General features: G+C 39.0%; 14 protein-coding genes. 5 read left to right on the top strand and 9 right to left on the bottom strand.

Going from position 1 to position 12980, the window contains the following annotated elements; all coding sequences use genetic code 11:
• Positions 1-121: 121 nt before the first annotated feature.
• A complete protein-coding gene (locus HY987_RS03145) occupies positions 122-1615 on the bottom strand; it encodes a glutamate synthase-related protein (protein WP_292755542.1) in 1494 nt (497 codons plus the stop codon).
• Positions 1616-1712: 97 nt separating this feature from the next.
• Between HY987_RS03145 and HY987_RS03150 the strand changes: the two genes are divergently transcribed.
• Both HY987_RS03150 and HY987_RS03155 read left to right on the top strand, forming a co-directional pair.
• A complete protein-coding gene (locus HY987_RS03150; protein ID WP_292755544.1) occupies positions 1713-2465 on the top strand; it encodes a hypothetical protein in 753 nt (250 codons plus the stop codon).
• Between the two features lie 60 nt (positions 2466-2525).
• Positions 2526-3323, top strand: a complete 798-nt coding sequence (locus tag HY987_RS03155; RefSeq protein ID WP_292755546.1) for a UbiA family prenyltransferase — start codon at positions 2526-2528, stop codon at positions 3321-3323.
• A 262-nt stretch (positions 3324-3585) separates the two neighbouring features.
• On the opposite strand, the gene HY987_RS03160 is transcribed toward HY987_RS03155, so the two are convergent.
• From HY987_RS03160 to HY987_RS03195, 8 genes are all read right to left on the bottom strand, one after another.
• Positions 3586-4767 (bottom strand): NAD(P)/FAD-dependent oxidoreductase, encoded by a 1182-nt coding sequence (locus HY987_RS03160; RefSeq protein WP_292755547.1) that lies wholly within the window; start codon positions 4765-4767, stop codon positions 3586-3588.
• Positions 4768-4938 (bottom strand): 4Fe-4S binding protein, encoded by a 171-nt coding sequence (locus tag HY987_RS03165; protein ID WP_292755549.1) that lies wholly within the window; start codon positions 4936-4938, stop codon positions 4768-4770.
• Between the two features lie 409 nt (positions 4939-5347).
• On the bottom strand, positions 5348-5674 hold the full coding sequence (locus tag HY987_RS03170) for a hypothetical protein (protein ID WP_292755551.1): 327 nt from the start codon (positions 5672-5674) through the stop codon (positions 5348-5350).
• Between the two features lie 307 nt (positions 5675-5981).
• Positions 5982-6290 carry a DUF2769 domain-containing protein gene (locus HY987_RS03175; protein ID WP_292755553.1) on the bottom strand — a complete coding sequence of 103 codons (309 nt, stop codon included), beginning with the start codon at positions 6288-6290 and terminating at the stop codon, positions 5982-5984.
• 339 nt (positions 6291-6629) lie between these two features.
• Positions 6630-6794, bottom strand: coding sequence for a TIGR04165 family Cys-rich peptide (locus HY987_RS03180; protein ID WP_292755555.1), 165 nt, complete (start codon positions 6792-6794; stop codon positions 6630-6632).
• Between the two features lie 96 nt (positions 6795-6890).
• A complete protein-coding gene (locus tag HY987_RS03185; RefSeq protein WP_292755557.1) occupies positions 6891-7172 on the bottom strand; it encodes a hypothetical protein in 282 nt (93 codons plus the stop codon).
• Between the two features lie 185 nt (positions 7173-7357).
• Entirely contained in the window at positions 7358-8512 is a 1155-nt protein-coding gene (locus tag HY987_RS03190; RefSeq protein WP_292755559.1) for a TIGR04083 family peptide-modifying radical SAM enzyme, read from the bottom strand.
• Between the two features lie 256 nt (positions 8513-8768).
• Positions 8769-9479 carry an isoprenylcysteine carboxylmethyltransferase family protein gene (locus tag HY987_RS03195; protein ID WP_292755561.1) on the bottom strand — a complete coding sequence of 237 codons (711 nt, stop codon included), beginning with the start codon at positions 9477-9479 and terminating at the stop codon, positions 8769-8771.
• 338 nt (positions 9480-9817) lie between these two features.
• Between HY987_RS03195 and HY987_RS03200 the strand changes: the two genes are divergently transcribed.
• From HY987_RS03200 to HY987_RS03210, 3 genes are all read left to right on the top strand, one after another.
• Positions 9818-11734, top strand: coding sequence for a YhgE/Pip domain-containing protein (locus tag HY987_RS03200; protein WP_292755563.1), 1917 nt, complete (start codon positions 9818-9820; stop codon positions 11732-11734).
• 214 nt (positions 11735-11948) lie between these two features.
• Positions 11949-12344, top strand: coding sequence for a hypothetical protein (locus tag HY987_RS03205; protein WP_292755565.1), 396 nt, complete (start codon positions 11949-11951; stop codon positions 12342-12344).
• Between the two features lie 105 nt (positions 12345-12449).
• On the top strand, positions 12450-12929 hold the full coding sequence (locus HY987_RS03210; RefSeq protein ID WP_292755567.1) for a hypothetical protein: 480 nt from the start codon (positions 12450-12452) through the stop codon (positions 12927-12929).
• Positions 12930-12980: the final 51 nt, after the last annotated feature.

Below are 12980 nucleotides of genomic sequence, written 5' to 3' on the forward strand. Positions count from 1 at the left end.
TTTTCCAATATTTTAGTAATTCATTAGTTAAACTTAATTGTCTCCTTAAATTGATTTATTTGTCCTCTTCAATGTATTCCCGCAATCAATTATTCTGTAGGAACCATTCTGTAGGAACCATTCAGTAGGAACCATCCAACCATTCCACGCCGGTGATCATGGCCAGGTCCCTGGTTAAACTCACCAGGTCGTTCTTATCCATGAGTTTAACATTGTCTTTACCCACCATCCGGGTTAAGTTTTTTATTTCTTCTGTAGAAATTTTAAGGAAATTGGATAGTTTCTCCACACCCTCGTTAACATTTAATTGTTGCATTAGCTGTGGATTCTGGGTGGTCACACCGGTGGGGCATAGTCCACTGTAGCAGACACGATATTGCTGGCAGTTCATTGCTATGAGGGCGGCGGTGCCAATGTAAACTGCATCTGCACCTAGAGCAAGGCATTTAGCAAAGTCTGCAGATGTCCTCAGACCGCCTCCGCCAATAAGACTGATCCGGTCACGAAGTCCAATTTTTACCAGTTTCTTATGGGCACGGGGAAGGGCAGCCACAATGGGAATTCCAGTATTGTCCCTAGCATATTCGGCAGTGGCTCCAGTTCCCCCACCAAATCCATCCAGGGCAATAAAATCAACTCCGGCATTAGCCAGGATTTCAATGTCATCTTCCACATGACCACACCCAATTTTAGCTCCTATGGGAGCTCCACTAGTGAGTTCTCGTAAATATGATATTTTTTCTTCCAATTCCCGGACACTGGTAATGTCAGGGTGATGTGCAGGAGAATAAGCGGCCTGGCCCTTTTCAATACCCCTCACCTCTGCTACTTCCGGGGTTATCTTTTCACCCGGAAGATAACTGCCTTTACCCGGGTAAGCTCCCTGCCCGAACCGTATCTCCACAGCAGCAGCTGATCGAAGTAGTTCTTCATTTAAACCAAAGCGCCCGGTGGAGTACTGTACTATCATCATTTCCAGGCCTGTTTCTTTTTCCTCGTTCAGAACTCCTCCTTCTCCGGTGTTAAACCCAATACTCAATTGGGCTGCGGTTTGGGAGACAACCATGCGCACATTACGTGACACAGCTCCAAAACTCATTCCCGAAATTAGAATAGGGGATGAAACAATCAGGGGTCTTCGGGATGCAGGGCCGATGGTCACGTATGTGTTCACCGGATCCTCCTGATTAAGGGGAATTTGCTTAACTTGAGCAGGTAAGAAGTGAAGATCATCAAGGGTGAAGGGTATTTTCTTGGTTGAACCCATGGAGGCCAAAGTACTTATATTCCGGGTTTTGTCTTTTATTTCAACCATTTTCTGGTAAAAATAAGGATCTTCATCCGTATTCTGCTTCCGCAGGAATGTTTTGCTCTCCCCTACCTCTTCTCTGCCGCAGTAATAAATGTCCTGGAGATGGTACTCGTAGTAGATGGGGCAGGTGTTACAGATACAACCGTTCACTGGGATTTTACACTCACTGGAACCTGTAGCACAGTAAAGCGTTCTATTTTCACAGTTTTTGGGGTAACTAGGACAGTAGTGGCAGTGACATTTTTCCCTGTTTTCAGGGGTGTCTTCTATTCCCTTTTTTTCACCGGGTGAATCTGGAACCATGGCTCATTACCTCTTTTTTATTTAATCATCATATTATTATATCCCGATGAGTTCAATATACTTTTATATATTTGATGATAATTTTATGAGGTTAACCATGAATGGATACAAGGTAAAGGATCAGGAGGAAAACCAGACTTTTGTAGTCACCAGATCCTATCAGAACCTTCTTTTAACCTTCCAGAAACTTCCAGATCACGGGGGGCGTATTGTGCACGTGGTGGGCGCCCCGGGAACTGGTAAATCCACCAACATATACTCTGCAGTGAAGGAGTTGGGCTTAAATTTTTATGAGGCCAAACTACCGCTTCCTTCTTTGGATTTGAATTCTCAGGATGTATTTAATTGGATGATAGAATCCATGAAAAAAGATCTGGGAGTCAAATCACATGAGAGTCTATTTGATGGTTTAAAAAAATTTGATGCAGTTTTATTCGCTGACCAGTTTCATGATTATCATTTTATCAATGAAGAATGTGCTGGATTCAGTCAGTGGACAGATTATAATGGTTTTAAATCATTTAATTTTTATTTAATGTGTATCTATGGGTATTTGAAACACCGGAATGAATTTAAGGATGTGAATATGGTATTGCAGACTGCCTGGAGAATTAACATGGGGGGTAAGAAGAAGGATTTATTCACTGACATGGGATGCCTCTCCAGATTGGCGGTGGCACTACTGGAAATTCCATTTGAAGTGGTGGAGATATCTTACTCAGAAGAGGAAACCATAAATATAGTAAAAAGCCATTTAAGTGATACTAATAGTGATGAAGTGAAATGTTACATTAAAAAATATGGTAATAAGCCCCGTTTTATATGTCAGGCCATAAAAACAGGTTTATGAGTGGTTAAGTTTGATTATTCCCCAGATATGATTATCATATAATAGTAAGTGGAGTTTTAAATGATAAAAACCCTGATAAAGTCCACCCGTATGACATGGGCATCTAAAAATGCCAACATGTTTTTACTGGCACTTACCTATGCCTATTTTTCCAATATTCCAATTAACAATCCTCTGGAGATTTTAGGTGGTTTGGTAATGGTTTCGGTCCTTTGGGGTGCTCTTTACACCCTTAATGACCTGACAGATTTGGATATGGATCGGAGGGATCGTCAAAAACAGAATCGTGCATTTATCCAGAACAGGGTGGATAAAGAGTTCATACTCCTTTTTGTGGGGATTTTAACCTCCGCAGTATTCATAATATCATTTCTAGCTTTTCCACCTGCTTTCACATTTATAATGTCATTGATGTTGATTAATCAGTTAATATATACTGTTCCACCCGTCCGCCTCAAGGAAACAAGTTTGGCTCCTTTTTTCAGCACAGCCACCAATTCAGTGCTGCGCCTGGCATCATGTGCGGTGCTATTGGGAGACGTGTTCATGGTTCCACTCTCGGTTTATCTGTTTATGTACTTGGCAGGTATGGGCACCTATCTCATGTACAAATCACAGTCCAAGGATGCCAGTCTGGTGGGGATTATGGGGGGTGGAGTACTCCTTTACATGCTTTACTCTGGGGACATGAATCTAATACAATTTGCGGTGGCTATTTTACCATCTTTCCTTGCGGCTGTGCCACTTTATCTATCATTATTTACAAATAAGGAGTCCATGTTCCATCTGGCAGATATATTGTACCACCAGGTGGCTATGGTATTTTTCATCATCTGTATATTGGTAATTGTTTTTTAGTAAATTGAAATATCCGTAATGTAAATAATACTCACCTAAGTAATTGATTTTCAAGCTGGGTGTTATTTTTAAGCTAAGTAATTGATTTTCATATCTAGAAAATCATATTAATCAAAGAAAGAATTTTTCAAAACAATAAAATATGCCTGGAAATTTAGAAGAAAATGTAAAGATGATAATTATAAAAAAAGTAGGAAAAAGTTTAAAGGTTAAAAAGAACCTTTAAATCTCTTAAAACAGGGCAGAACCTTTTTAAATAAACTCAGAATAATTTACCTAACTTTAAAAGAGCTTTTGGTGAGATTTTAACCAGTTTTCTAACCATTTCTTTGGTGTTAATGGTTTCAAAGTCACTGTCCTTGAAAGCTTCGGCAATGGTGTCTAATTCTGTATCAGAAAGGCTTAGGAGGTATTCTTTGGCTTTCAAGTATTTTTGGAATGATTCTCCCAGTTCTTCTTCGCAGAGTTTTTCGTATATTTTAAGGTTTTCATGGGAGTAATCTCCATCAGCCACAGCCTGGGCAGCGACCTGGCCTGCTATACGGCCTCCCAGCATACCACTAATTATACCCCCACCAGTGAGTGGGTTTACCATACTGGCAGCGTCTCCAGTGACCAGAACATTATCTGCAACCATTTTTTTGAGTAATCCACCCACCGGATCTCCTCCTATGTTGAGTTCCACTGGCTGAGCATTTTGAGTGGCAGGGTTGCTTTCCACAAACTCTAAAAGGTGTTGGTATGCGCTTTTATCGGTTATGGTGGTTAGAACTCCAAGACCCACGTTAGCTATGTCATCTCCCTTGGGGAATATCCATGCATAACCTCCTGGGGCTACACTGCCGAAGTGGAATTCTATGCAGTCTGGTTCTGCCATATCGACTCCCGCCATCTCAAATTGTGCACAAGATTCCATATTTTTAGGTTTAAGGGCAGTTTTAAGTCCAGCCCATCTACCCACACGTGATTCAGGACCGTCGGCAGCTATTACAATTTTTGCTTTGATCTCCAATTCCCGGTCCATATGCGCCGTGTTAACCACTACTTGGTCTTCTTCCCTTCGCATGCCAGTGGCCAGGGTTTTAACCATGATTTTAGCACCTGCACGACCGGCTTCCATGGCCATGTGCTTGTCGAAGATCTTACGCTCCAGGATGTAACCTGCTTCAGGGAGGTTTACTTTTTCCTCGGTCAGATTCACGGCAGTGCCGTTGGGTGAGACCATTCTCACTCCAGTGGCTTCTTTAGTCACCCATCGTGGGGATGGTTCTATTCCCAGTTTTTCAAGACCTTTCTTGGAGACACCCTCTGCACATCTTTTGGGAGATCCTATCTCTGATTTTTTATCGATTACAATTACCCGGGCACCATTAATGGCAGCGTGTTTGGCTGCTGTTGAACCGGCAGGACCGGCACCTATAACCAAAATATCAGTTTCCATCATCTAATCATCTCGTTTTTCCAGGGCCTGCACTGGACACACCTGGACACATATATTGCAGTCTTTACAGTCTTTTTCGTTGAAATTTAAGCTGATTTCCCGTACTTCAATGAGGTTACGGGGGCATACACCAGCACATTCCCCACAGTACATGCACCATTCCTTAACTATCATATTATCAGTCCTTTATCATTATTCTTCAAAATTAAGTGATTGAATCATATTCAAACTTAACTCAAACCTAACTATTATCAAACCTTTTTCTTTCTTATATATTAGTTTTACTTTTTTAAACCATTTAGCATGATGTTTTAATGGATTGTTTAAATCCCACTAAAAATCAAGTTGGATATTCTCATCCCAAATAGTTTGGATAAAATAGAATATCATAATTCATAGGAATTAATCTCATAATTCATAGAATAATTTTAGGGTAATAAACATTAATACCCTAATTTTGATGTAAATTATTATGTAATTAACTGATCTTGAATTTTAGAAAGGTTAATTTTTTCAGTATGAAATGACTAAAATCTAAAAGAATAAGTTAACAGTCTAAAAGAATAAGTTAAACAATTATTACCTAGACGGTCACATTACCATTACTTGTTCCATCTGAAGGATTATTATCGGCTTGTTCTTGCGTTTGAGTATTAGTTTGTTGGTTATTGGAAGTACTGCTTGTTGTTCTGCGAGTACTGGTTGTAGTTGTGGCTTTCTGCGTTGTTGATGCTTGTTGGGTGCTATTGTTGGCAACTGTGGCTGGTGTGGATGTATTTGTGGATATATTACTATTTGTAATCTGGTTGTCATCCGGTAACTCAGCAGGACTGTAACCCATTCCCATTACTGATCCCGCTATTACTCCAACCAGGAGTATGGGTATGATTATCAAATCTTTCCGCATCATCAAATCCACTCTTTTGATTATCTGATTATCATTATATTTATATTTTTGCAGAGTTTCAGGGACTTAGGCCCACAATATCTGGTTACATTAACAGAATCTCCAATTAAATCATGATTTTATCCTTTTAATGACTAATGTGACCTTTAAAAATTTCACAAAATAATAGGATATGCGAGGATAATCTCAACAATTGAACTAAACCCGTAATTCATTAATAAATAGTTTCCTAAATAAATTAGTTTCAGTAAATAACCTGCAATCAATAAAAATCCTGCAGTCCATAAATAATCCTGCAGTTACTCTTTATCTAGCCCTTTCCTTCCCTGCAGAAGTAGCCTGGTGGTTCACCACTAAATAGGTTGTTCTCTTTCCACACCAGACATTTATCGCACTGGCATTCCTGGTTAGTTTCCAAACCCTTTAAAACTTCTTTTTCTTTGGCACAGTACAGTGCAGGGATTCTTTCCTCTTCAATCATCATTCTGGAGTCCAGATCTTCCTGTGCAATTTCCTGCATTATTTTCATTTTATCCAGAGCACATCTTGATCTATTTTGAACGGGACAACAGTCACAAAGACATTCATTAAGGTTTTCCAAATTGAATTCAACTTCCATTCAAATATCCCCCTATCCATTCCTTCTATTAGTTAATTATAAGAAGTTCTTAGAAATACAATTTATGTGACCCACCCTCATAGGAGTTTTTATCATCATGTGCTGGCTCGAAGTTAACCATCATTGAACTTCATAAATTCACTCATTTAATGGTAAACGCTTAGTTGAATTCAGAATGAAAATTAGAATTTAAAAACAGTTTAAAAATAAAACAATTTAATAAAAAAATTCAACAGGGGTTTTAATTTAAAAATGAGTTTTTGAGAGTAATAAATTGGGATATTTAAAGTATTTAAAAAAGGGGTTCAAATAAGCAGGATGCATTCCTACTTATTTGTCCTATTCCTTTTCATCTTCACGGGATTTAAACACATAACCACAGTCACTGCATGCAAGGGTCTGGGTTGTGCCAAAGGCACGATGTTGAGAATCTAAACGTCGGTTAAGGGTTTTATCTTTTGAACCACATTCAGGGCATTTTTCATTTAATTTACCTAAATTCATATGATTGCCTCCAAGTAAGGGTGATTAATTTTCATGTCTTATAGGTTGATATGACCATGTTTCTAGTGAGATGGCATGTTTTTCATGATTAACGATTCAAACTGGAGATGTTTGAGTAACAGTTGTTGTTTGGTTCTCAGTGCTGTTTTGCACAGTGTCATTGGTGGTAGTTACATCTGTACTTGAGGATTGGCTTTCAACTGTCGGGCTGGTCTGTGTCTGATCAGTTAAATTAGGTTTCTTCAGAAGGTTGAATTGATTGGAACTGCTATTGTTGGTTGTATTGTTACTTCCAGAGTTGGATTCAGCGAAGTAACCCAAGGCAACCACTCCTAAGATAAGTAGAACGCCTATAATTACTGGTGTACTTCTTTTCATATCAGGTCATCTCGTTATATTTTTTTATCTCTTTTTTTTAGGTTATTCATTCTTAAATTGTATTTAATAAAATGAAACATTTGGGATGAAAACATTATGGGTTTAAGTATTGAATAATTTTTTATTAAATCTTTTGTTGATCATAAATTTGTTTTGAATCGTTAAATCATAAAATCCGGGAATAACTAGGAGGGTTTAAGCATTATGGACATTATTCCCTTCTTTGATTTTTGGTCCATACCGGATCCATCGGGAATCATTCCCATACTGGATCCCAGCATTTCCTTGGTGGCTCGCATGGTTATTTCCTTGAATATCATCTTATAAGCTGTGCAGTGGGGGTCTACTCCACTAATCTCAGTTTTACCAGTCTCTTCATTGATGGAAAGAGCATTGTAGGGACATCCTCCCCGACAGAATTTAATGTAGGAACATCTTTTGCATTCTGAATCCACATAATCCTTAAAATCATGGAGAAGCTTCCAGGCATCAGATTGGGCAAGATCCTCCATACTGGGATGATCCTTCACGTTACCCATCACGTATTCTGGCATTCCCACGAAACGGTAACAGGGGTAAATGCTCCCATCAGGACCCACTGCAAAGGTGTCACCCATACAGTCTACAAAGGTACAGACCACTCCTCTGCGGATAAAAACACATTTACATAGGTGGTCAATGTTCTTAAGCTCAATTTGGTCCATATGCTCCAGATACTGATCCAGGAGATATATCAAAAGCTCCCCATACTCTTCAGGAGACAAAGCCCATTTTTCAGGGTTATCATCCCTCAATGATGGGAGTGCGGGGTGTAACTTAAGGTTCAAACCATTTTCCAGGAAGAAGTTAAAAATATCCTCTTTATAGTGGATGGAATATGATGTGAAGGTGGAGATGAAGTTAACCTGCAAGTCACGCTCTTTAGCAATTTTGTATCCCTTCATGGTCCTTTGGTAGTAACCTTTTCCCCTCTGCAGGTCGTTAAGTTCCTCTGGACCGTCTAGACTGGAACCAAGGGGTATGTTGTAATCTTTAAATAGCTGGGCCATTTCTGGGGTGAGGGTCCACAGGTTAGTCTGCAGGGCGAAGGCGGGTTTAAGATGGGCTAACTCATGCGCCAGGAGGGGCAGTGCTTCCGCGAAAAAATCATATCCTGCCAGGAGTGGTTCTCCACCATGGAATGTGAAGGTCACTGGTTCTTTTCGGAAATTTTTAAGCCATTTTACAGTCTCTTTGATAATATTAATATTCATTATTGGAGAACCTTCCTCAGAACTCCAGCAATACTCGCAGTCTGAAGGGCAGCCTAGGGTAGGGACCAGCATAACATGAAAAGCCATAAAAATTCACCACTCACTTGGTATTATAAAATTATTAGAGTTCCTGTGAAAATATCTTATTATTTTCATCGGTAATTAACTAAAATTCTTTCATCTGTAGTTAACTAAATTCTCATCTGTAAATTCATTAAAATTTTAATTCCACAATTAATATTGAACAATAATATAAGATGGGTTATGTTTGTTATATCTTACTCTGCCTTAAATATGGTTTTAGAATTTAAGCAAGAGGTTTAGAAAATTATTATGGAGTTATCTACCAGAGCCCGGGCAAAAGCCGGTATTTCACCTGTTGAGAATAGGGGTAATATCCTTCTAGTTCCTCCTTGAGGAGGCAATCTTCAAGATATGTGCGAATTAACAGGAGAATTATCACACTCAAAGAGAATAAGAGAGCTAAAGAGGATCCTATTATCAGAGGTACTGCAACATGCCATAAAATTCCTGAAAGATAACCTGGATGTCTAATAAAATTATAAGGGCCTGTTTTCACAACTTCTTGTCCCCGATCCGCCTGTATATGTGCCGAAGCCTCAAAGAAGGGATTTTTAACCATAGCCCACATAATTAGGATAACTGAGATTAGATATAGAACAAGCCCTGCAATCAGACTTTCCATACCCAGGGGCCACCAGTGCAGTTGACCTACATCCCATCCAGCAATGAAGATCTGTACGTAAAGTCCCAGTACAGTGTAGGTTAAAAGAATAATTTTATCCCATGTGGGGGTGTTGTCTTCGAATGCAGGTCCTCCTCGCTGATTAACCAGGGTGGGGGTTATCTTGAAGAGGATTATGGTAGAAATAAGATAATAAAAGAAGGTCATGATAAAAAAAATCCATGCACGGGGTATTTCAAGGGTCCCTGCAGCTGAGAAGAATATTATTCCTTGGGCAAGCAGGCTGAGAAACATTCTTGCCATGTAACGTGCTGCGTTTTTCTTCTTCAGACTTGAATGATTTTTCATGGGGTTAAATCATAATTGGGGAGTATCTTCAAAGAGCTCATGTTCTTGAAAAGTTCATTTATATATAATTCTCAGATTCCTAATATAATTCTCAGATTCCTAATAAATAACTATATTAAATGTTTAATTATAAAGTTCTGATTAGTAAGCTGATTAATTCTGTTTTCTCTTAAATTTCGTTTTATCTTGTTTTGTTTCCTGGGAACATACTGGATTAAATAAATTTTACATGATTAATAATCTGGGAAATGTTTTTATAGGATGAAAATGGACATTATATCTTCATTATCTGTGATTAATTTTATCTATTCCTTATCAATTTATTAGGATTGATTTTAATGATTAAAGGCGCAAGAGAAATCTTTAAAAATGATATTAAAGCTATTAAAAATAACCCAGTGGTTTTATTTGTTCTGATGGTGATTATCCTCATTCCCTCCCTTTATGCATTGATGAACATCCAGGCAACTTGGGATCCCTATGCATTGACTTCCAATATTAAAGTGGCCGTGGCCAATGAGGATTCAGGTTACAATTTGAATGGAACCCAGTACAATATTGGAAACATGCTGGTTGAGGAACTTAAAAGTAATGAAAAGTTCAGCTGGCAATTCGTTGATGAGGAAACAGCACGTGATGGTGTTAAAAATGGGGATTACTATGCTGCTCTTATAATACCTGACAATTTCAGCCAGACCATACTATCAATTGACACATCCAACCCCCAGCAGGCCAGCATAGAGTACCTGGTCAATGATAAACTCAATGCCATTGCTCCCAAGATGACCAATTCTGGTGCGGATACCATCCAGACCAAAATCAATGATGAAGTGGTCCAGACCATTGATGGTATCATATTCGGAAAACTCAGTGATGTGGGGGAGTTGGCCAAGGAGAACAAGGCACAGTTCCTTAAAACCAGATCAATGGTAAATGAATTGAATGGAAAGTTGGGAGATATTGATGCCACTCTGGTCCAGGCTAATTCAGTTATGGGCACTGTAAATGGAATCTGGCCACAATTCAGTGGGGAGTTACCCCAGATACAGAGTGAATCCAATTATGTTAAAGCAAAATATGATACATTATACAATTACATCCAGACTGACCCCTCAAAAGCTCTTGTAACAGTTCATGATATGGAATTAGTGGTTAATAATGTGATAACTGGCTTAAAGTATCTTGATGCTATTTTAACCACACTTTACGATGCAACCGGGGATGAACAGTTAAAACCAATCATTGCCCAGGTTGAAGATGATATTTCCAAGGCAGGCACAGTGCTCACCCTCCTGGAAGAGGTAGAATCAGACATCAAAAACGGTAACGATCCTTCAGGCAAGTTAAATCAACTTAAAAGTTCCATTGACCAGATGGACAATGCCATTAACCTACTGGCAAATAATCGGGATAACATAAGTCAAACCATCAGTGAAGCATCTTCAAAACTGGGATTAGCTAATTCTAAGTGGCCGGAGTTTAAAGGTTCCATTCAAACGGCTGCTGCCAAGCTTAACTCAGTGGATGAAGCGGATCTGGATCGGTTAATTGCCTTTTCAGATGTGGATCAGGATGGTGTGAAAAGTTACTTTGAAAGTCCGGTGGAACTGGATAAAAAACATGTTTATCCGGTAGATAATTATGGTTCTGCCCTTTCTCCCTTCTACATTGCCATATCTCTGTGGATTGGTTGTATTATAGCGGTGGCTATGATTACCATGCGTGTTAAATCCCGTGTTAAATCTGTGAAACAATACAGTGCTGAAACTGTATATCTGGGTAGAATGGGATTATTTTTAATAATCAGTATATTACAGTCGGCAGTGGTTGCAGTAGGGGCATTGCTCATGAAAATACAGGTTTCATCCCCAGTGTTGTTTGCTCTGACCACATTGTATATTGGTTTGTGTGCTATGATTGTGGTTTACTCCCTGACATCTGCTTTCGGGAATGCGGGCAAAGCAATGGCCATCATAATACTGGTTTTTCAGATAACTGCAACAGGAGGAACTTTCCCGGTGGAAATTCTACCACCATTTTTCCAGGCCATAAACCCCTACCTGCCCCTGACCTATGCCATTGGGGCAATGCGCGAAGTGATTGCTGGAGTTTTATGGAGTAATTTCTGGTACTGCATAGGAATGCTGGCAATATTCCCTGCAGTAAGTTTTGCTTTAACCTTACTCATCAAAGAAAAGGTAGATAAACGGGCTCAATGGACAGAGGATAAGTTGAAGGAGAGTGGCTTGTTTTAAGGTGACTTCTCTTATTTTTTTAAGCAATTCCTCTTCTATTATTAACTCATCTTCTTATTAAAAAGGTAAAATCTGTTATTTGTAAGGGACAAATCCCATTAAAATATTAAGTGAAGTGGTCCGGTTTATTACCTGTACTTCTCATACACACTCTCTACCCCAATAACCATGACTTATGGGGGGGTTATAGTACTTCACCACCACAGTAAGGGAGGTGATAATTTTGAGGGTAAGTCAGGGAGTGCTTTGCGGACGGAGAGTGCAGATTTATCATCCGGAATTATTCAATGAACATGAAGAAGTTATTATTTTAACCAGAGAAGAGTTCAGAAGAATGTACCAGTCCATGGCTATGCAGATAGACCACATCACCCGATTGAATATGAGTCTGGATCGGAGTGAGGAATGGGGTGTTATTGGGCTTTGGCCTAAAATTATGGAACGCATCCGCATTATGGATTTGAATTTAGAGAATATTTTCAGTAAAAAACCATTACAAACCTATCTGGATACCTACATCTATGATGATGCTGATCTACCCGAAATGGTCGCTGAATCTTCAAGTGAAGTGGTCACCGCGGAATCCTTATGTTTTAGCTGGTCAAAATAGCTTTCTGGCTTGTATTAAATATCTTTGCAGGTTTTAAACAGCTTTAGGTATTGATCCATTGACAATCAAGATTACCTGGTTTGTAATGTAATAACGATGGTTTAGATGAAATACAGTTACGGTATTGTGGACCGGAGGGATATACTGACCTATCAGCCCCACTTATTCCAGAAAAAGGAAGACCTGCTGGTTTTTTCCGGGAATGATTTTCGGAAATGGCACAGTAACCTTACAGAATACCTGGACGGAATCTACCAGATCAATGCCCATAAATGTGAAAAAGGAAGATCAATAAGTGTCAATGATTTAAACCTGGCCCAGGGAATACTGGATGAGATCACTTGTGAAATGGAAAACTTATTCAACACAGAAAAAGACATGGAACTGTCATATTATTACATTTCAACCATGGATGAGAAGTACAAAACGATTAAAACTAATTTTTATGGAAGATACAAGCATAAAATCGATAGAAAAGTAGTTCACATCACACCGGAGTTAAAATACAGGCACATGATGGAAATCGTTGATTACGCTCATAAATTAGGGGGCCAGAACAAAGACCGGAACCGTAAACTGAAATAAAAAAGGAGACTAAACTTAGAACAATCATAAGATTAAAAAAATATCCTAACT

The organism is Methanobacterium sp. (assembly GCF_016217785.1).
Taxonomy (GTDB): Archaea; Methanobacteriota; Methanobacteria; order Methanobacteriales; family Methanobacteriaceae; genus Methanobacterium.